An 18,762-nucleotide genomic window follows, 5' to 3' on the forward strand; every position below is an offset into this window, starting at 1 on the left:
GCCGACAGGGGGGAGGGTCAGAACGTGTAGGTGTAGCCGACGCCCAAGGTTCGGCGGCGTGCCGGTGCACCGTAGGCCACCGGGTCACTGTAGAAACCGTAGGTGTCGTAGGTCTGGTTCAGCAGGTTGTCGGCGAAGGCATAGACTTCGCCGAACTTGCCTTCCAGGCCGGCGCGCAGGTCGAGTTTCTCGTAGTTGTCCAGGTTGAAGTGGTTTTGCGGGTCGGCCGCGCGTTCGCCCATCAAGTGGTAGTTGAGGCTGGTGTTGAGGGTGGTTTCGCCGAGGCTGGCGAAGGTGCCCAGTGGGTGTTTCCAGCTGGCGTTGAAGTTGCCGCTCCAGCGCGGGACATCCGGAGTGCGGTTGCCGGCCGCGACGTCACCAGCCTGGATGCCTTGCACGCCGCTGGTGATCTTGGCATCGAGGTAGGTGGCGCTGGCGGCCAGGGTCAGGCCGTAGTCGAAGCGCCAGCTGCCCTCCAATTCGGCGCCGCGGGTGCGGGTGTCGGCGTTGAAGGCATTGGTGGCGAAGGTCGCCGCGTCGTAGCCGAGCAGGTGGTCGTCGTGCACGCGGGTGAAGAACAGCGCACCGTTAAGGCTGCCGCGACGGTCTTCAGTTTCACTCTTGAAGCCCAGTTCCGCGGCTTTGCTGACGGCGGCCTTGTAGGGTTCGCTGTCGGTGACCTGCGAGGCGTAGTCATTGAAACCACCGGATTTATAGCCCCGCGCCAGTTGCACGTAGACGTTGGTTTGCGGCGTGAGGGCGTAGCTCAGGGCAACGCGGCCGGTGCCGTAGTCGTCGGTCAGCTTGCGTGAGTCCTGCACTGCACTGCTGCCGGAGAAGTATTGGCCGTCGTAGGTCTTGCGGTCCCAGGAGTGGCGGTAGCCGGTGGTGAGTTTCAAGCGCTCGGTGAGGGGGAAGGTCATTTCGCCATATCCGGCGTAGGTGGTGGTGGTGAAATCGCGGTACTTGGCGCCGGAGGTGCCGTAGGTGTTGCGCGGCGTGTCGTAGCTGCGCTCGTTGCGGCTGGCGGCGAGGCCCGCAACCCAGAACACCTCGGAGTCGGGCAGCGAACTCAAGTGCAGGTCCTGGCTCCAACTGCGCTCGAAGGATTTGTCCACCACCCAAAACTCGCTGGGGGTGCCGTACAGGGCGCCCATGAGTTTGCTGTCGTAGGCGATCAGGCCTTCGAAGTCGGCGGTGCCGGTGGCGGTGGTGGAGGTCAGGCGGCTGTTGGCGAAATCATGATCGACCTTGATGGTGTAGCGCTCGGTGGTCTTGTAGTTGTCGTCGAACAGGCCGGGGGTCAGGTTCAGGCTGGGGTCGCTGCCGTAGGGACGCAACACCAGGGAGTTGGTGGCGCGCTCGGTGTTCTGGCGTTCGGCGCTGACCAGCACATGGGTGTCATCGTTGAGGTCCCAGAGCAGGCTGCCTCGGTAGGCTTCGTTACGCGGCTTGGTGATGGGGTGGTTGGTCTGGTCGTTGTCGATCCAGCTGTCATAGCCGGCACGACGCACTGCCAGGCGACCGCTGAGGCTGTCGCTGATCGGCCCGCCGATGGCACCTTCGGTGAGGAACTGGCCTTCCTGGCCGACTTCGCCGCGCACATAACCTTCAAGTTCGCGGGTCGGTTGATGCGTGGTGATATTGACCGCGCCCGCCTGGCCAATCGCACCGGACAGCGTGCCCTGGGGCCCCTTGAGTACTTCGATGCGATCGACGTCCAGGGTGCCGAAACCGAGGCTGCGCGACGACACCGGCACACCGTCGATATTGAATGCCACCGAGCTGTCATCCATCGACATCTGGTACAGCGAACCGACGCCGCGGATCAGTACGTTGAAGTCATTCGGCCCTCCTGAGGAGTTGACGCTCACTCCGGAAGTGTTGCGCAGGGCACTCTCCAGGGTGTCGAGGCGTTGGGTGCGCAGTTGCTCGCCGCTGATCACGCTGAGGCTGATGGGCACTTCCTTCGGGTCTTCCTGCTCCATGCGCGCAGTCACCGTCGAGGCCGGCAGTTGCACGGGCTCGCTGATGGTGGTGGCGAGTGCCGAATTGGCCAGTGTCAAACTCATGACTATTGTTATAATATTACGTTTGTAGCAAAATTGGCGGGTAGCCGTCGTGTTGCATCGTGCAGACATGATGGGACCTTGACTGAAGATTCTGATCGGCGCGCGTTGCGGGGGGCAGCGGCGATTTGGCGGAGCCTGTGCAGCGCGCCAGATGCTAATAATTATCAATTGCACAATTCCACCCCGATGTGATCTGATTCGAGCCGTATCCGGTCAGCCAGGAGATTTACGATGTCAGCCGTTCAAGGAGGCGCAGGGGAGCCGATGCCGGTCTCGCGAATCATTACGGGAGGATATGGAAGCGACCTCGGACCAGGGGCGCACTGTCGCGTGACCCGCGTGTCGCTGCAGGACGGGCTGGACATCGTGCGTTGGCAAAGCACGTTCGAACAGCCGATCGAATTGCCCTTGCAAGACGACAGTGATTGCATCCATTTCAGTTTCACCAACCTGCTCAAGGGTAAAGCCTCGTGCAGCTTTCAGGAGGGGCGTCGGCAACGGCGCTATGCAATTGACGAGGGCGCCGGCAGCATCAGCTTCGGGCGTTGCCGCCATGGCCTGTATCACCAGCACGGCGAGATCGATAACATCACCGTGATGATTCGTCCTGAAGTGCTTGAGCAATGGGAGTTAAAACTCGATCCACTGTTGAACAAAGCGCTGGCCTGTGACCAATGCTTCCTCGATGGACACCGCAGTGGCGAAATGAGCGCGACTGCGCACCTGCTCGGCAGCGCTATGGATCAGGGGGCCGGACTGTCACCCGCCCAGCCGCGCAGCAGTCTATGGCTCTACGGGCAGAGCGTTACGCTGGTGAGTTTGTTCCTTGAGGTGCGCCAGGACGCTGAATGCACCTGTCGCGTCAGTAACACCGACCGCCAAAGGTTGGTGCGTGCCCGTGAGCGTCTGCTCGAAGACCTGGGCAAGGCGCCGAGCCTGTCGGAGTTGGCGCGTGAGTCCGGGTTGAGCCAACCCAAGCTGACACGCGGGTTTCGCCAACTGTTTTTCAACAGTGTCTACGGCGTGTTCCAGCAAGCACGAATGATTCAGGCACGCAGCCGCTTGATGAGCGGTGATGAATCCGTGATGCGCATTGCCTCGGACCTGGGGTACGCCAACGCGAGTCATTTTGCGACGGCGTTTCGCAAGCAGTTTGGAATCAACCCATCGACTTTCAAGAACGGCGGCAGAAGCAAATCATTTGGGATTAATGCTTCATAGACCGTTTCAATAGCGGCTATCGCGATAGGTCTAATAGCCTGCGCCAGCCCCGAAGTACCGGGGGAATTTGACGGCCCCCGCTTATTGAGCGCAATGGATTGGTGCCGCCCTAGCGGCAACGAGCCGTTCAGCGAATTTGCTTGCCTACGTTAAATCGAAGCAACATTAGCGCCGCATCGCATGCATCACTCGCATAGTGACTTCCACTGAACGCATGGGCACTCACCGTCGCCCCGTCCAGCAGCATAATGATGTAGGTCGCGAGTGTCGTGGCGGTCTCTTGGGGGTAGTGGCGGGTTATTTCGTCTTCTACAAGTCCATGCAGCTTGCGCTTGTAATCGAGGGCGATCTCTCGGATATCCGAGCGGTCCGGGAATTCGGCCACCGCTCGGCCGAACAAACAGCCTGCGAAGCTGGTCGAGCAGAACCACTGACCTCGCCAATCAAAGATCGAGATGATCTTCTCTTCCAGACTGGGCTTTTCGTCCATGCGCATCTTCAATTGCTTGAGCAGATGATCCGAGCGCTGTAACAGCACGGTTTTGACTAAGTCTTCTTTACCCGCGAAATTACGGTACATCGTCATCCTGGCGACGCCAGAGGCTTCAATGATCCAGTCGACGCCCACGGGGTGAAAACCGTATTGGGAAAACAGGCTGGTAGCAGTGTCGACGACATGCTGCTTTTTCGATACAGACAACTCGGAACTCCAGGCTCGGGCAGTAGAAATGGGCGAAAACCGTAACATTCTGATATAGACCAGTCTATCTCAGTCTTGATTCAGTATTTCGCCCATGCGTCGCAAACCTCAGGTCAATGTCACCGTATCGCCGCCATCCACGGCCAGTACGGTGCCGCTGATCATTGAGTTGGTCGCCAGCAACAGGGCGGCCGAGGCGATATCCTCAGGAAGCGCGATGCGCTTGACCGGCAGTGCTTGGCTGCGCTGGCGCATTTTTTCTACCAGGGCTTCGGGATGCATGCCAGTGTCGACAAAGCCCGGTGAGAGCACGTTGACCCGCACCGGTGAGAGTTCGCTGGCCAGCCCACGTGCCAGCCCCTCGATGCCGGCATTGACTGCGCTGATCAGCGCAGTTTGCGCACCGGCGCGCTGGGCAAAGCGCCCGGAGACCAGCGTGAGCGAGCTGTGCTCGTCAAAGGTGGCGAGCCGGGCAATGTGATAAGCCGCCCAGAACTTGCTGTCGAAGATGCGCTGGGCATCCTCCAGAGAAACGCTACGCAGTGGGCCGAAGGTCAGCGAGGCGGCGGTGACGACAATATGCTTCCAGCGCGTCGGCCGGGAGAAAAAATCCTCCAGCTGCGCCGGTTGCGTAACGTCCAGTGCCTCGGTTGCCACGTTCGGGCCGATGTCGTGCGCAGCGCGATGCAACCGCGTCGCACTGCGCCCGGCCAAGGTGACTCTCGCTCCTTGCTGGTGGAACAGTTTGGCGATTGCAAAACCGATCCCGGCAGAGCCGCCGATGACCAACACCTCAGTAGTGGGTTCAAACGTAGGCATAGTGGTCTTCCTTCTGGTGTGCGGGCGCAGGGTGCGGGTAATCGAAAATCAACATCTGGCACAACGCGCGCAACCTGGGGCGGAAACCCGCGTGCAGCGGATGTTCCCGCCAGCCGGGGAGTACCGACTCGTCGGTAAACGTGAGGATAAAACCCTGGTCGAAGCCCAGTGACCGCTCGCCGCTGTCTGCGATCACCTCCACCGCTACCAAGCCTGGCACCTGGCCGGGAAATGCGTGCAGTTCCTGCAGCAGCGTGGATACGGCGGCCGCGTCAGGGCTTTTGAGCAAAACAATGCGTTTAAACATGAACGTTCTCCCATTCGATCAAGTTGCTCAGGCGCGGGCCGTTGTCGAAATCGCACACCACGGTATCGCCGTGGCTAAGGTGGATACCGGCATCGGCGCTGTTGCGATCGGCGCCCAGGTACAGGTAGATCAGCGTGCCGGGCAGGCGCAGCGACGGGTGCTGCCAAAGGGTTTCGAACAGGTCGTCGGCGTCATAGCACAGGCACGACAGGCCGGTGCTGAAGCCTTGCTCCCAGTGCAGGTCGCCCGCGCGGTAGATGGATGTCTTGCCCTGTATCAGTTCGGGCAGGGGCTGGCGGTAGAGCAGGTGGGAGATGGCGCTGGGTTGTAACTTGGCGTAGGCCAGGTAGTTGCGCTTGGATTTGGCCAGGGCGATATCGGTCAGGTCGTTGCCGAAGGTGTAGCCGATATAGGTCGGGCGACTGTTATCGGCCACCAGAAACAGCGCTACCACTTCAGCTTCTTCGCATGCCGAGAGTGCGCCGCGGTTCATGCGCAGTACGTCGCCGCTGCGCTTGAGGGAGTCGGCAAAGCCCTTGATAAAGAAGGCCGGGCGCTCGCCGTGTTGCGGTGGTTCCGCGACTTTGCTCTGATGGGTCAGGCCAAAGCCGCACACCATGCCTTGGCGTGGGTCGGGCGGTTGCAGGCAGGGCAGCAGCTCGAAGCCGGCAAGGTCCGCAACGGTCAACGGCGCAGGGCTGTGCTCGCGCAGGTATTCCAGCGGCCCGCCGGGGTATTCGCCCGCCGGTGTGTCGCGCAGCAGCGTGTACAGGTCGCTCACCGGATAAAGGGTGTAGGGCCCGGTGGAGCTGGGGCGGGTGACGTAGCGCTGGCCATCCCGCGCGCATTCGAAAATGATCGACATGGGAAGCTCCTAGAGGGTCTTGATTTCGAGCAGGGCAGGCTTGCCGTAGGTGCGCATGTAGGACAGGCAGTCGGCGATCTTTTCCCCGATCTGCGCCGGTGTCTCGGCACTGCCAGGGCTATAGAGGTCAAAGGTTTTCGCCAGGGCGACGAAGTCCACCTCGTTCTCATGAAAGCTGGTCGCCAGATTGGACAGGTCGCTGGGCCGTTGACGCAGGTCGGCAATCCGTTCGGCGTGCTGCTTGGAATTGAGGTAGAGACGGTTGTTGATCACCAGCACCAGCAGGGGAATGTCGTAGGCGGACAAGGTCCACAAGGCGCTTGGGGTATAGAGCAGGTCGCCATCCGATTGCAGATTGACGCACAGCCGGCCGCTGCCTTTGTGGGCGACGGCCGCACCGATGGCTGCGCCCAGGCCATAACCCAGCCCGGCGCCGCCGCTCATGCCGATATACGCTTCACTGCGCTCGATGGGCCAGAGCCCGCGCACCAGGGTGTCGATTGTCACGCTGCCAGTGTTGGTGAGTACCCAACGTTCATGCCCGATGGCTTCGTGGATAGCGATCAGCGCCTGGGCGATGGTCAAGCCGTCGGCGGGTTGGGTGACTTGCGCCAGCAGCGCCTGGCGACGCGCCTGCTTGTGGGCCGCAATGCGCTGGGTGCGCTCATCGACCAACGTCTGTGCCGTGTGAGTGCGAGACGCCGCCAACGCCTGCGCCGCCTGTGCGATACGCGTGATGGAGGCCGCCACATTGGCGTGCAGCGCCAGGTCGGCGCACACCAGCTTCTGGCTGTCGGCCACCCAACTGCTGATCAACAACGAGTGGGTGCCCAGGGTCGCGATGTAAAGACCAGCGTGGGGTTGCTGTCCGGAGTTGGCGAGCAGCCCATAAAGATCCTGGACTTCCAAGGCCAGCAGAAAGTCGCACTCGCTCATCAGTTGCGCATCGTGGTCCTGGAACACCAGCGGATGGGTATTGGGCACGTTGTAGCGGCCGTTACGTGAAATCACCGCCGCGCCTGTGAGGGTGGCGAGCCTCAGCGTTTGCTCGGCCTGCTCATCGTCCAGTGCGGCGTAATCAATCGCGATCACGGGGTGATGCGCCGCCAGCATGCGGTCCACCAGTTCGTTCAGTTGCTCATCGTCCAGTGCCGGCAGGCGTTCCGGGCGTACCGCGCCGGATGGCAGCAAGAGTCCCGGCGCCAGTGACTCTTCTTGAACTGCACTGTCGATGGCGACATAACAAGGGGCGTGAGGTTCGGCCGCGCACAGCTTGAGCGCCCGTTGCACCGATTCCAGCGTGGCGGCTTGGGAGACCGGCATATCGGTCCATTTGGTGTAACCCGAGAGCAACTTGTCGATGCCCTGGGACGTGTGGATCCAGTCGATCCAGGGGCGACGCAGTGCGGCGTCGATCGGCCCGTTGCCGCCGAGCACCAACAGCGGGACCCGATCGCACCAGGCGTTGAAGATGGCCATGCTCGCGTGCTGCAAGCCGATATTGGCATGTACCAGCACCGCCATATGCTTGCCGCTGGCCTTGTAATAACCGTGGGCCATTGCCACCGAAATTTCCTCGTGGCAGCACATCAGGATGGCCGGTACGGCCGGGTCGGGGTGATGCACCAGCGAGTCATGAATGCCGCGAAATGACGCGCCGGGGTTGAAGCAGACGTACTCAATGCCCTGGTTGATCAGAAGATCGACAAGCAGATCGGAGAAATACTTCATCGTGCACGCTCCATGTGAAGAGATTCGTTGGGGTGTCTGTCGACACCGGTTGCACAGTGGTAGGGCTGCACATGGGACGTCAGGCGGCAGCCAAGGCCTGTTCGCGTCGGAACGGGCAAGTGAATGGCGTTGTGTTCTCTATCAATGGCTGGCATCGGTTCGAGCAGGTCGGTGTGGAAAAAACGATCGTGTTGCCCGGCTTCCACGCCGATAAAACCCTCGTAGGCCGTGAGCAGCGCACGGTGCGCGGCGATCAGCGGTCCGACTTCGGCAACTTGCACGCCAAGGTAAACGGGCAGCCCCCACGCGTGGCACTGCTCGATCATTCGCGCACTGGCCAACAGCCCACCGCATTTGGCGATCCGAAGGTTCACCGCATCCAGCGCCTGGTGTTGCCACGCCCGCGCCAGGCTGGACGCTGAGGTGACCGACTCGTCGAGCATGATTGCCACGCCATGCTTGAGCCTCGCCTGGCGGTAATCCTCCAGGCTGCCGGGCGGCAAGGGTTCCTCGAACAGCGCGACACCCAGTGCATGAAACTGTCGCGCGCTGCCGTGGAGTTGTTCGGCCGACCAACTCATGTTCGGGTCGACGTACAACGCCAGGGGCGGCGCCAGTGCCCGGATGGTTTCCAGGCGTTGTTGGTTGGCGTGCGGATCACCGGCCAGTTTGAGCTTGAGCGAGCGCAACGGTTTGCGCTGTTCAAGGAACGCCTGAACCGGTTGCGACAGGTCGAGTACCTGGGTGATGTTGATGTGCGCGGGCACGGTGCGGCGTGCCGTCGCGACGGCCTCGGTGATGCGCAGCAGGTAGGTGGACAATGGCAGGCCGGCCTGTTGGGCCAGCGAGTCGAGTATCGCCATTTCCACCACGCACCGCGTGTTGTTACCCAGGTTCTCACTGGCCTCGAATGGCAGGCCATGTTCATATAGCGCGCGCCCCCGGTCGACCGGGTCGCCGCTGGCCAATGCTTTTGCCAAGTGCGCGAAGTCAAGGCTGCGCAGTTGGGTCAGCACCGACTCGCAGTCTTCGCCTGTCACGTAGCGGCGCGGCGCGCATTCACCGATCCCTGTAAAGGCGCCGAGCGTCCAACTGAGCACCACACTGTCTGAAGTGTGGCGTTGGTGGGCGCCATGCACGAACGGGTTGGCCATGGGCTGGCGTACCAGGTAGACCTCAGGCGGCGTCATAGGCGTAGCGTCCGTTGGCCTTGACGAAATCTGCGGTGAACTGCACCACCTGGCCCATCGCGGGGGTGAAAAACAGGTAGTGCTTGTCCTGATTGACCAGCAGGGTAGAGCCGTTGCGGCACAGGTGCTGGAAGTGACCAACGGTGACGTTCACATCCACCAGCGGGTCTTTGTTGGCGCAGATAAACAGGCTGGGGGCGTCGATGGGTCGGGCATCGGCCGCCAGGTAGACCTTTTCCAGCGCCAGCAATTTTTTCCGCTCTCGATGTTGCAAATGAGTGGTGGCCAGCGTGTCGTTGCGGATGAATTCGGCCAGATTCGGGTTGGCGGTGAAGTCGTCCGGGTTGAGCCCCGCATCCCACAGCGTCTGCCTGTCGTCCAGATCGATGTCGGCCCGCTCCTGTTCACTGAGCCGGTCATGCATTTTGCCCAGCCAGGCCGAACAGATGACGAGATTGTCATAGGGCAGCTCGGCGCGGGGGCTGCTTGCGATGGCGGCCAGCACCGATCCGCCCAGGCAGTGCCCGAACAGGCAAAGCGGCACATCGTCGGGCACTTCGCGACGAATGTGTTCGATGGCGGCCGAGGCATCCGTGTGCAACGTACGCACGTCCGGGAACCCATGTTTCTGACCGCTGCTGATACCGCATCCTTCGCGGTCCAGGGCGTAGAACGCGATGCCCAGGTTGGCGAATGCATTACCTACCGACCACAACCAACCGGCGTGGCTTTGCAGCCCATGAAAATACAGGATGGCGCCTTGCGGCTGCTGCGGGCGCCAGGCATGCAGGGCCATCCGCCGGTCTGCCTGAGCCAGGTAGTGGACTTCACGCGCAATGTTGTGCTGAAACAAGTGCATGTTCATGAGTGCCTCTCAAGATCAGAGTTGCTGGATGCCCAGCAGGGACAGGTCGGGTTGGAAGGGCTTGTACTTGATCTGCAGGGTTTTCCTGGCGGCTTTTTCCTGTTCGATCGCCATGGAGATCGCGTTGCCAGGCACAGTGATGACCTTGATTTGTCCCAGGCGCTTGCTGGAACGCTTGGACTCGTACTCGATATTGATCGCCTGCAGATGACCATCGAGTAACTGGCTGAGGCGCTCCGACTCACCGCAAGGCGCGCCTGCCGCCTCGATGGCCACGGCGTAATAGGGCGTTTCGTTCCAGACCGGGGCGCACAGGTAAAGCCCGGCATTGGGGATGCCACACATCTGCACCGCTTCGTGCAGTTGGGTCTCGGTGATCTTTTCGCCGGTGAAAGAATGCATCACCCCATTACGCCGGCTGAAACTGATACGCGGCACGCCTCGGTAATAGCCGTGCACGCGATAGATATCGCCGGTGTACATGCGCACCATCCCGTTGCCCTGCCACATGACCAGGTGGTATTCGTCGCCTTCCTTGAGCTGATCCAGAGACACGGTCTGCGGCTGCACCTGATCACGTATCAGCGCATCCATATCCACTGACACGGGAATGAACTCGAAAAACGCCTGATCAACCGCCAACGGCTGGCTGTCCTGATCGTCATCCACGGGCAGGGTCACCACGCCTTCGGTGCCGCATGACATGAATGGCAGCACCTTGGCCTGCCCCATGATTCGCTCCAATTGGGGCTTGTAGAGCTTGGCCGACGCTGCAGTCCAGCAACTGAAGCGCTCCAGCCCCGGCCATACATCCGGCAGTGACACCCCGTCGCGGGCCAACACACTCTCCAGCCGGTGCGCAGCCGCAGGGTCAGCTGCCCGCATGAGGCTGCCGGCATGGGCGCCGTCGTGCAGGTCGCGCAGCAGGCGTTCACGGTTTTCCAGCAGGCAATGGTGCAGGGAGAGCAGAGTGCTGGGGTTGATGGCCGTGAGTAATCTGACGTCCTCACCCAGTGTCCACAGCAGCCGTGCATACATCTTCTGCTCATGGCTGGCATCCGGCGTCGGCGTAAACCAGGGCGCTTCATACCAGGGCGGGTTCCAGTCGCCGCTGCCGATCTGCGGGTGGCGGTTGCTGATCGCCTGGTAGGGCAAACCTTCAACGTACTCGTTGCTTGGGTCGCGAACGGTTTGCGTGTCCAGTGTGGCCCACGGATTTGCGTGCAGGGCCGGGTAGTCATGGGCAAAGAACCCCCACATGGCCTTGATGGCCGGCACCCGGTACTGGCGAATCCAGTGCAGCGTGTAGGGAATGCGCTTGGATTGCCCGGTGGTACCGCTGGTCTTGAGCCAGCGCACCACCGGGCTGCAACTGAGTATTCCGCCTTTTTGCTGGCCTTCACGCACCAGGATGTCGCGGAACCCTTCATAGGTCATGACCGGGATATTGGTGCGGGTGATCCTGCCGTTGCAGTGGCTGACCTGAAAACCGTTTTCTTTCCAAAACAACGACTTCTGGCACACGTGAATGATGTCTTCGAGCACGTGTTCCTGGGTCTTTAGGGGCTTGTCGAGCCTTTCCAAATAGTTCGCTTGCGCTTGGGCGCATTCCGCTTTGAAGGTCGGCACCCCGCGCTGCCAATGGCCGATCCAAGAGTCCATCTTGCCCATGCGTTCGTCCTCGATCTTGTGGAAAGAAAAAGAGACCGTTATGTCTCTGTTGAGAGTGTTTAGACGCTCAAAATATATGTGTCAATATGTTTCTGGTTATTGGATCCAATCATTTGGTTTTGGCGGAATAAAATTTTAAGATCGGTTATTAGGCATTAATAAATTGATTTATATAGTTATTTATCATGTTTATGGCTCCTGCTAAGGGCATTCAAACCCGAAATAAAACAAAATATTTAGAAACATTGTGTTGACGGGGAGGCGATAATTTGAAAAAGATGTAGAACGATCAGTATCACAAGGAGGGCGATTCCATGGTTTCGACGATCACGTTGGGCACACAGGGTCTGCAGGTTGGCCGCATAGGGCTGGGCTGCATGGGGATGAGCCAGTGGTATGGCGCCACGGATGACAACGAATCGCTACGCACCTTGCATCGAGCGTTGGAGCTGGGCGTGAACTTCTTCGATTCGGCCGAGGCTTACGGGCCGTTTACCAATGAGCGGCTGTTGCAGCGCGCTTTTGCCGGGCGCCGCGGGGAGGTGGTCATCGCCACCAAGTTCGGTTTCCGCATCGTCGACGGCCAGATCGTTGGCGTGGACAGTTCTGAAAGCAATCTGCAAAGAGTCGTCGAGGCCTCGCTCAAACGCTTGGGGACCGATTACATCGACGTGCTGTATCAGCACCGGTTGGATCCTACGGTTCCCATCGAAGAAGTTGTTGGGGCGATGGGGCGTCTGGTCGAGCAGGGCAAGGTCAAGTACCTGGGCCTTTGCGAGGTGGGCACGCGCACCATCGAGCGCGCCCATGCCACTCACCCGATTTCAGTGATACAGGGTGAGTACTCGTTGTGGGAGCGCAATGTCGAGCAAGAGATCCTGCCGCTGTTGCACAACCTCGGCATCGGCTACGTCGCTTTCTGCCCATTGGGCCGCGGGTTCCTGACCGGCAAGGCGGCCAGCGCTACTCACTACGACGCCAATGACTTCCGCCAGCAAGACCCGCGCTTTCGCGAAGAAAACTTTGCCGCCAACACCTTTCTGACCGAGTCGATTCTTGCGCTGGCCGATTCGTGGTCGATGACGCCTGCGCAGTTGGCGCTGGCCTGGTTGCTCACGCGCAGCCCGCACCTGGCAGTGATCCCCGGAACCAAGCGGGTCGCCTACCTGGAAGAGAACGTGGCTGCCGATGCCTGCGTGTTAAACGACGAACAATCGCACGCGATCCAGGCGTTGCTTGGGCAGTGGGCGGTGGCGGGTGAACGCTACGAACAGCGAATGATGCAATTCATCGACCGATAGGCACTGCCACGGAGGCCGGTATGCAGCCGCACCGCTTGCTGGACGAAACCGAACAGCGGTTTCACCAGAATTTCCTTAACCGCAACGGCAATACCCAAGTGACCACATTGCTCACGGTGCCGGGGTGCGTCAGCCCGCTGCGGGCGTGCAAGGCATTTGGGCAATTGGTCGCCGACTATGCGTTTCTGCGCCAGAAGATAGTGCCTGTCGGCAACGACAGGCATGGGTTCGTGGCAGTCGAAGACGAGGTCCAGGCACTACCTTGCACACCCCCGACATCGTTGCTTCCCGACGTTTTGCTCAAGCTTGAGCTCAACCGTTTGCTGGCCGACCAGGAAGGCTGGAGGGCGCTGGTGGTGACCGACCCCGAGATCGATCAGACCCATATCCTGCTCACGCGCAACCATGCGATCTCCGACGGCTACAGCACCGCCAGGTTGGTCAATAGCCTCGCCGGCTACCTGGGTGAGATGCCCGCCAGCCTCGATGATCGAGCGGCGCATGCGTTCCGCATACGCCTGGCGCATTGGCGCGGTTCACCCATCGAGACAGGCAAAGCCAGTTACGCCGATTTTGTCCGGTTGCAGATCAGTAGCGAGGCCGAAAAACGCATCGATCAACTGCGCACGGCGTCGGGTTTCAGCACTAACGCCATTTGGGGCGGGGTTTTTGCTCATAGCTATCTCAGGCATTTCGGCGTCCCCGCATTCGATTTATTCACCGCGTATTCACGACGTGAGCCTGGCGCCGCTGGGGCTCCGCTGACCAAGGCCTGCTTGATTGACGTGCGCAAAACCACGCTCGATAGCCAGAGCCCGGATCTGTATGGGTGTATCGAGCGGTATGCGCAGGCGGTGGCCGAGGCCAGGGCGCTATTGGGAACACACGAAGAGACGGTGCTCGACCACACCCCGAGGCCCGCCCTGGCGTTTACCAACACCGGGTCGCTGGAGCGGTTCCTGACGCATCCCGCGGCTTCTGTGATCGGTTTCTCAACGTTGGTCAACCGCACCGGTGGCAACTACGACTTCGTCCTGCACTTGGCCCGGTTCAATGGCACCTGGCATGCAGCGTTGGCCTTCAGCTCGCTGAAAGTAGAGCGCTCAACGGCGCTGGCGTTCAAGGCGCAGATCGAGGCCGTGCTTGAGGCACTGCCTGCTGCGTTCAACATCCCGTGAGGAATTGATAATGGATACTTCCAGCAAGAAGAAATTAACGTTGTTCGCCACCTGCCTGGGGTTCGTGGTGGTGTTGCTTGATGTCAGCGTGGTCAACGTCGCGCTCGAAAGTTTCAAGGCCGAGTTCGCCACCGATGTGCTGCAACTGCAATGGATCGTCAACGCTTACACGCTTTTGTTTGCCTCCTTCCTGCTCACCGGAGGCGCGCTGGGTGACCGGTTCGGGCACAAGAAAGTGTTTTTATGGGGGTACGTGGTCTTTACCCTGGCCTCGCTGGGCTGTGGCCTGGCCCAGACGTTGCCGTCGCTGATTGGCTTTCGAGCGCTGCAAGGCATCGGTGCTGCACTGCTGGTGCCGACGTCCCTGGCCCTGGTGCGTATCACCTTTGAAGTGCCTGCCGAACGCAGCAAGGCGATTGCCTTGTGGGCGGGCGTAGCGGGCATTGCGCTGGCGGCCGGTCCGGTCGTGGGCGGGTTACTGATCGGTGTGTTCGGGTGGCGCAGCATTTTTTTCATCAACTTGCCGATTGGCCTGATCGGCATTGTGTTGTGCCTGATCAACGCACCGCGAATTCCGGCCAATCACAAAGGCGGTTTTGACCTGTGGGGGCAACTGCTGGCGTTGTTTACCCTGGCCAACCTGACCTACACCGTCATCGAGCTGGGCCGCCAGAAAGGTCTGGACCAACGCGTTGTGATGCATGCGCTGTGCTTCCTTGGCGGCCTGCTCGGATTTTTGTGGGTCGAATCACGTACCGCACGACCGATGGTTCCGCTCGCGGTCTTCAACAATGCGGCCTTCAGCCTGGCCTCGATATTGGGAGTGATCGTGAACTTTGTGTTCTACGGGCTGATTTTCGTGTTCAGCATTTTTTTGCAGCAGGTCAATCACTATTCGGTGATCAATACCGGACTGGCCTTTATTCCCATGACTGGCGTGCTGTTCTTCGGCAATCAGTTGGCGGCCCGTTGGTTGCCCAAGTTGGGTGAGCGGCGCCTGCTGTCGTTGGGGCTGGCCATCGCGCTGCTTGGCGTGGTTGCGCTCACGCCGTTCGTGGGTGGGGCGCCTTACGCCCACATTGCCGTGCAGATGTTTGTCATCGGCTTCGGTATCTCACTGACGGTGCCCACCTTGACTGCCACCGCCGTTAACCATGTCAGCAGTGACAAGTCCGGCGTGGCGTCGGCCATCGTCAATGCGTCGCGCCAGGTGGGCGGCCTGATTGGCGTGGCGATCTTCAGTCTGTTGATCAACGTTGCCGACGCCGCCCAGTTCGGCCATGGCTTCACCCAAGTTATCGTCTTGTCCTCGCTGCTGTTGGCTGCGGGCTGGGCGTTGACGCTCGTGTTGCTGCGCAAGCAACCTATGGCCGCGCAATCGGCCGCCTGAAGCAGTGCTCAATAAACCTGGAAACATTGGAGATTGAACATGCAAGCAGTCATGAAGACCGAGGCAAACGACGGCTACGCGCCGCACTCTATGGACGCCCAGCAAATCCTGGATTATCGGGCCAACGGCTGGATGAAACTGGAAAATGTGATCAACGCCCAAACCGTGCAGATGCTGCTCAACGAGGCCAAGACCCGGATGGGCGAAGTCGCGCGCACCGTCGATCGCAACGATCCCGGCAAGCAGATCGAAAATGCCTACCGCTGGTATGCGCGCTGGGATGAAGTCTCCGCCACCTGTCCGCAGATCAAGGCACTCAGCCACTCGCCGCAGCTGGCCAGCATTGCGTCGCAACTGGCGGGCGAGGAGGTGCGGTTCTATTCGGACCATGTGTTCGCCAAGAACCCCGAGTCCGAAGCCGGTGGTGACACTCCCTGGCACCAGGACTTTCCACATCATCCACTGGACCGGCAAGGAGCGCTGAATATCTGGATCGCGCTGGTCGATCTCACGCCGGAGATGGGGACCATGCAGTTTCTCAGCCGCAGCCACCGAGCGGGCATGCTGGGGCGCTACTTCAATCGCCGCGATAACGTAACGTTGCTCGACGAACATCCTTGGGTGCTGGATGAGTTCGAAATGTCACCGCCTATTTCGCTCAAAGCCGGCGATGCCACCGTGCATGACATGAACGTGATCCACGCGGCTCCCGCTAACAGCTCTAATACGCCACGATGGGTGTACTCAACCCTGTGGTTGCCCGTTTCGGCACGCTACACCGGGGCTTCCAACCACCGTACCGACCCCCTCGGGTTGACGCTGGATATGCCGATGGAGCACCCGAAGTTCCCCATTATCCCAACGCGCTGACAGGCAGGTTACCCGGCCGGCGCCTGCCGGTCGGTGTTTGATTACGCCCAAGGAGTTGAACATGCCACATGTATACCTTGAGTACACCGCAGGGGTAGGGAGTGACGTTAATTTCAAGGAGGCTAGCCAGCGCCTTCATAACACCCTTGTTGAGGTTTCCGGACTGCGGCTGGACTTGGTTAAGACGCGGCTCATTCGATACGACAACTATTTCGTAGGTGATTGTGTTGAGCCTCAGGAGTTCATCCATCTGAACGTGTCGACTGTTTCCGGTAAGGCTGGCGATGATGAAAAACGCCACACCATCAGCCGTCTCCTGCTGGAGGTGCTCGCTGACATTTTCGAGCCGGTGCTGCGCCAGCAGAAGGTGGATATATCCGTACAGATCACTGAAGTGCCCGCAAGTGGCTACGTGCGCATACGATCAACGTTTTTGGAACCATGATGGTTGGATGATGGAATGCATCAAGACGCCCGTCTTCGACCTCGCCGGGACCGTTGATGTATTCATATCGCGACAGGTTCGGTATCAGCATTGCGGCGATGAAAATGAATGCGCGCCCAGTTTTGCCCCCCTTTACATCGGGCGCGCGGGCGATCGCGAATGGGGGCTTATGACCTGACGCTTCACTTCAACGCCGGATCTCCAGGGTTAAGCTTCCTCCACGACTGCATGCCGGACTGACTTACTCAACTTGAGTTCGGCAGCCTGCTCGTCACCCGCGTTACAGGAGCTCTCCACTGGCCAACTGTTTCCGCATCGGTGTACAAGCCAGCTCAAGACCGGAGGGCGAGGTATAGATAGCTTGAATATCTCCGTGATAGCCACACCGACGGTAGAACGCGGCTGCGTTAGGGGTAGCATCTAAATGGATGTCGAGGATCCCAGCGTTAAAGGCCAGTCGCTCAAGGTATAGGAGCATTGTCTTGCCAATCCCCTGTCCCATGAATGCAGGCAATACGAAAATAGCGCCTATCTCTCCAGACTGGAAATCAATCAGACCTGTTGCGACCGGTATCTCGCCCAACCAGGCAACGTGGTACTCCTTTTCCACCCAAGCCCGATATCGGTCTGTGAGCGGCACATCAGTCCACGCCATTACTTGCTCAGCGGTATAGACGGTAATGCATTGATGCCGGATCGCCTGGAGGCGTATATCAAACGCGGCCTCGGCGTCAGTACGTTTGGCTGGGCGGATCAACAGCATCTTCACTCTCCTTGTCATCAATGAGTTGGAAGGGGAATGAAAAAGCCCCATCCATTTCTGGCGGGGCTTCTGGTCAATGCTTCTGTTCTAAGCGCACATCGCCCTATGGCCCGCCAAAGGCAGTCATCAAGGGGCGCATCATGCTAACGAGATTTGTAGGCGTCATTGATCGATAATCTGGAAATTCGAGCACTGTGTCAAGAAACGAAAATGCGAACTGGCGAGTGGCTCTTTCGGGAAATCTGATCGTGTTCAGACCATTTACTTTGTCCAGACGTCTTCACCAGACGCTTACTGTTCATCCATGCGGCCGCAGATGTGAAACTTCACTCGCCCGCCGTATCGGCAGGCACGCCATCCGCACGATCCCAAGCCTACTGGCGACGGCCAAGACAGGATTGTTTGAAACTCAGTGTGATGACACGAAGGGCGAAGGGGTTGGCGGTGCCGGCAACGCATAAGCCTGCTTCATCCATGCCACCTCCGCTATTGGCGTGCGTCCGAAGAGGCGTTTGAAATCGCGGCTAAATTGCGAAGCACTTTCATAACCCACCAGAAATGCCGACTTGGCCGCTGTCAGGTCGTTACGCAGCATCAGTAGTCGCGCTTGATGCAACCGCGTCGACTTGAGGTACTGCATAGGCGAGGAATCGGTCACCTTGCGAAAATGTAGATGAAAGTTAGGCACGCTCATCTGCGCTTCCTGGGCGAGGATTTCTACATCCAGACGCTCGTGGTAACAGCGGTGGATTTTGTGAATGGCGCGCGTCACCTTGCCGAACTGACCCTGCTGGGCGATAGCCGCGCGTAGGGTGCCGCCTTGTTCGCCAGTGAGGATGCGGTAGTAAAGTTCGCGCAACATCGCTGGTCCGAGGATTAGCGCGTCGGTGCAGTCGCCCATGACTTCCAGAAAACGCAGGGTCGACTGGCGCAGCGGTTCGTCCATGGGCGAGGCGTACATACCCATAGGCTGAGCCGCGCGGATGTTCCATACCTCATCTACCTGCTGAATCAGCTCGCCGGCCAGATTGAAATCCAGACGTATGTACACCGCCAGCATTGGCTCCGCCTCGCTAGCGTCGGTCTCCATTGTAAAAGGCACGGGCACTGACACCACCAGATAATGCTGGGCGTCATAGATGTAAATGTCATCACCCAGATAGCCGCGTTTCTGCCCCTGACAGAGGATGACGATGCCCGGCTCATATAGAACCGGGGTGCGCTTCAGCGGCCGGTTGGAACGCAGAAAACGCACATCATCCAGCGGACTCAGGTTGTAACCCTCCAGCGGTGCAAGCTGGCCCATCAACTGCACCATACGCGCAGTGCTCGGGTCCTTGGATTTCGGCATCGATTGTACGTTCTCCACTTTTA

Annotated in this window: 17 protein-coding genes; 6 read left to right on the forward strand and 11 right to left on the reverse strand. The window is 59.7% G+C overall.

What is annotated here, in order from left to right:
- Positions 1 to 17: 17 nt before the first annotated feature.
- Positions 18 to 2,072 (reverse strand): TonB-dependent receptor, encoded by a 2,055-nt coding sequence (locus tag AC4PS7_RS27610; RefSeq protein ID WP_010210573.1) that lies wholly within the window; start codon positions 2,070 to 2,072, stop codon positions 18 to 20.
- 231 nt (positions 2,073 to 2,303) lie between these two features.
- Here AC4PS7_RS27610 and AC4PS7_RS27615 point away from each other — a divergent pair, with 231 nt between their 5' ends.
- Positions 2,304 to 3,293, forward strand: coding sequence for a helix-turn-helix domain-containing protein (locus AC4PS7_RS27615; RefSeq protein ID WP_042571171.1), 990 nt, complete (start codon positions 2,304 to 2,306; stop codon positions 3,291 to 3,293).
- A gap of 127 nt (positions 3,294 to 3,420) precedes the next feature.
- Here AC4PS7_RS27615 and AC4PS7_RS27620 read toward each other — a convergent pair whose 3' ends face one another.
- The 8 genes from AC4PS7_RS27620 to AC4PS7_RS27655 form a co-directional block, all read right to left on the reverse strand.
- On the reverse strand, positions 3,421 to 3,993 hold the full coding sequence (locus AC4PS7_RS27620) for a TetR/AcrR family transcriptional regulator (RefSeq protein WP_010210571.1): 573 nt from the start codon (positions 3,991 to 3,993) through the stop codon (positions 3,421 to 3,423).
- 108 nt (positions 3,994 to 4,101) lie between these two features.
- Entirely contained in the window at positions 4,102 to 4,812 is a 711-nt protein-coding gene (locus AC4PS7_RS27625; protein WP_010210570.1) for an SDR family oxidoreductase, read from the reverse strand.
- Positions 4,799 to 5,119, reverse strand: coding sequence for a Dabb family protein (locus AC4PS7_RS27630; protein ID WP_010210569.1), 321 nt, complete (start codon positions 5,117 to 5,119; stop codon positions 4,799 to 4,801). The genes AC4PS7_RS27625 and AC4PS7_RS27630 overlap by 14 nt, the downstream gene beginning before the upstream one ends.
- Positions 5,112 to 5,984, reverse strand: a complete 873-nt coding sequence (locus AC4PS7_RS27635) for a sugar transporter (protein WP_042571169.1) — start codon at positions 5,982 to 5,984, stop codon at positions 5,112 to 5,114. Before AC4PS7_RS27635 ends, AC4PS7_RS27630 begins: the two co-directional genes overlap by 8 nt.
- Before the next feature lie 9 nt (positions 5,985 to 5,993).
- On the reverse strand, positions 5,994 to 7,715 hold the full coding sequence (locus AC4PS7_RS27640; RefSeq protein ID WP_465822587.1) for a thiamine pyrophosphate-binding protein: 1,722 nt from the start codon (positions 7,713 to 7,715) through the stop codon (positions 5,994 to 5,996).
- Positions 7,712 to 8,905: an enolase C-terminal domain-like protein gene (locus AC4PS7_RS27645; protein ID WP_010210566.1), complete on the reverse strand. Its 1,194-nt coding sequence runs from the start codon at positions 8,903 to 8,905 to the stop codon at positions 7,712 to 7,714. The genes AC4PS7_RS27640 and AC4PS7_RS27645 overlap by 4 nt, the downstream gene beginning before the upstream one ends.
- A complete protein-coding gene (locus AC4PS7_RS27650; RefSeq protein ID WP_492179849.1) occupies positions 8,892 to 9,770 on the reverse strand; it encodes an alpha/beta hydrolase in 879 nt (292 codons plus the stop codon). The genes AC4PS7_RS27645 and AC4PS7_RS27650 overlap by 14 nt, the downstream gene beginning before the upstream one ends.
- A gap of 15 nt (positions 9,771 to 9,785) precedes the next feature.
- Positions 9,786 to 11,441: a GH3 family acyl-acid amido synthetase gene (locus AC4PS7_RS27655; protein ID WP_010210563.1), complete on the reverse strand. Its 1,656-nt coding sequence runs from the start codon at positions 11,439 to 11,441 to the stop codon at positions 9,786 to 9,788.
- 314 nt (positions 11,442 to 11,755) lie between these two features.
- Here AC4PS7_RS27655 and AC4PS7_RS27660 point away from each other — a divergent pair, with 314 nt between their 5' ends.
- The 5 genes from AC4PS7_RS27660 (at position 11,756) to AC4PS7_RS27680 (ending at position 16,625) form a co-directional block, all read left to right on the forward strand.
- Positions 11,756 to 12,742, forward strand: coding sequence for an aldo/keto reductase (locus AC4PS7_RS27660; protein WP_010210562.1), 987 nt, complete (start codon positions 11,756 to 11,758; stop codon positions 12,740 to 12,742).
- A 20-nt stretch (positions 12,743 to 12,762) separates the two neighbouring features.
- Positions 12,763 to 13,920: a hypothetical protein gene (locus AC4PS7_RS27665; protein ID WP_010210560.1), complete on the forward strand. Its 1,158-nt coding sequence runs from the start codon at positions 12,763 to 12,765 to the stop codon at positions 13,918 to 13,920.
- A gap of 10 nt (positions 13,921 to 13,930) precedes the next feature.
- Positions 13,931 to 15,310 (forward strand): MFS transporter, encoded by a 1,380-nt coding sequence (locus AC4PS7_RS27670; protein ID WP_010210559.1) that lies wholly within the window; start codon positions 13,931 to 13,933, stop codon positions 15,308 to 15,310.
- Positions 15,311 to 15,349: 39 nt separating this feature from the next.
- Positions 15,350 to 16,180 carry a phytanoyl-CoA dioxygenase family protein gene (locus AC4PS7_RS27675; protein WP_010210558.1) on the forward strand — a complete coding sequence of 277 codons (831 nt, stop codon included), beginning with the start codon at positions 15,350 to 15,352 and terminating at the stop codon, positions 16,178 to 16,180.
- Positions 16,181 to 16,241: 61 nt separating this feature from the next.
- On the forward strand, positions 16,242 to 16,625 hold the full coding sequence (locus AC4PS7_RS27680; RefSeq protein ID WP_010210555.1) for a tautomerase family protein: 384 nt from the start codon (positions 16,242 to 16,244) through the stop codon (positions 16,623 to 16,625).
- Positions 16,626 to 16,905: 280 nt separating this feature from the next.
- Here AC4PS7_RS27680 and AC4PS7_RS27685 read toward each other — a convergent pair whose 3' ends face one another.
- Together AC4PS7_RS27685 and AC4PS7_RS27690 are read right to left on the reverse strand one after the other, a co-directional pair.
- Positions 16,906 to 17,388 (reverse strand): GNAT family N-acetyltransferase, encoded by a 483-nt coding sequence (locus AC4PS7_RS27685; protein WP_021492020.1) that lies wholly within the window; start codon positions 17,386 to 17,388, stop codon positions 16,906 to 16,908.
- Between the two features lie 409 nt (positions 17,389 to 17,797).
- Complete coding sequence (locus tag AC4PS7_RS27690; RefSeq protein WP_047543811.1) at positions 17,798 to 18,739, reverse strand: AraC family transcriptional regulator; 942 nt, start codon at positions 18,737 to 18,739, stop codon at positions 17,798 to 17,800.
- Positions 18,740 to 18,762: the final 23 nt, after the last annotated feature.

This window comes from Pseudomonas sp. DW-iso3 (assembly GCF_058725305.1).

Bases quoted from the DNA above. Each gene is read 5' to 3' on its own strand.
- AC4PS7_RS27645 (WP_010210566.1), bottom strand. From the start codon at position 8,905: ATGACGCCGCCTGAGGTCTACCTGGTACGCCAGCCCATGGCCAACCCG.
- AC4PS7_RS27650 (WP_492179849.1), bottom strand. From the start codon at position 9,770: ATGAACATGCACTTGTTTCAGCACAACATTGCGCGTGAAGTCCACTAC.
- AC4PS7_RS27685 (WP_021492020.1), bottom strand. From the start codon at position 17,388: ATGCTGTTGATCCGCCCAGCCAAACGTACTGACGCCGAGGCCGCGTTT.
- AC4PS7_RS27655 (WP_010210563.1), bottom strand. From the start codon at position 11,441: ATGGGCAAGATGGACTCTTGGATCGGCCATTGGCAGCGCGGGGTGCCG.
- AC4PS7_RS27660 (WP_010210562.1), top strand. From the start codon at position 11,756: ATGGTTTCGACGATCACGTTGGGCACACAGGGTCTGCAGGTTGGCCGC.
- AC4PS7_RS27690 (WP_047543811.1), bottom strand. From the start codon at position 18,739: ATGCCGAAATCCAAGGACCCGAGCACTGCGCGTATGGTGCAGTTGATG.
- AC4PS7_RS27665 (WP_010210560.1), top strand. From the start codon at position 12,763: ATGCAGCCGCACCGCTTGCTGGACGAAACCGAACAGCGGTTTCACCAG.
- AC4PS7_RS27640 (WP_465822587.1), bottom strand. From the start codon at position 7,715: ATGAAGTATTTCTCCGATCTGCTTGTCGATCTTCTGATCAACCAGGGC.
- AC4PS7_RS27635 (WP_042571169.1), bottom strand. From the start codon at position 5,984: ATGTCGATCATTTTCGAATGCGCGCGGGATGGCCAGCGCTACGTCACC.
- AC4PS7_RS27680 (WP_010210555.1), top strand. From the start codon at position 16,242: ATGCCACATGTATACCTTGAGTACACCGCAGGGGTAGGGAGTGACGTT.
- AC4PS7_RS27615 (WP_042571171.1), top strand. From the start codon at position 2,304: ATGTCAGCCGTTCAAGGAGGCGCAGGGGAGCCGATGCCGGTCTCGCGA.
- AC4PS7_RS27670 (WP_010210559.1), top strand. From the start codon at position 13,931: ATGGATACTTCCAGCAAGAAGAAATTAACGTTGTTCGCCACCTGCCTG.
- AC4PS7_RS27610 (WP_010210573.1), bottom strand. From the start codon at position 2,072: ATGAGTTTGACACTGGCCAATTCGGCACTCGCCACCACCATCAGCGAG.
- AC4PS7_RS27675 (WP_010210558.1), top strand. From the start codon at position 15,350: ATGCAAGCAGTCATGAAGACCGAGGCAAACGACGGCTACGCGCCGCAC.
- AC4PS7_RS27630 (WP_010210569.1), bottom strand. From the start codon at position 5,119: ATGTTTAAACGCATTGTTTTGCTCAAAAGCCCTGACGCGGCCGCCGTA.
- AC4PS7_RS27625 (WP_010210570.1), bottom strand. From the start codon at position 4,812: ATGCCTACGTTTGAACCCACTACTGAGGTGTTGGTCATCGGCGGCTCT.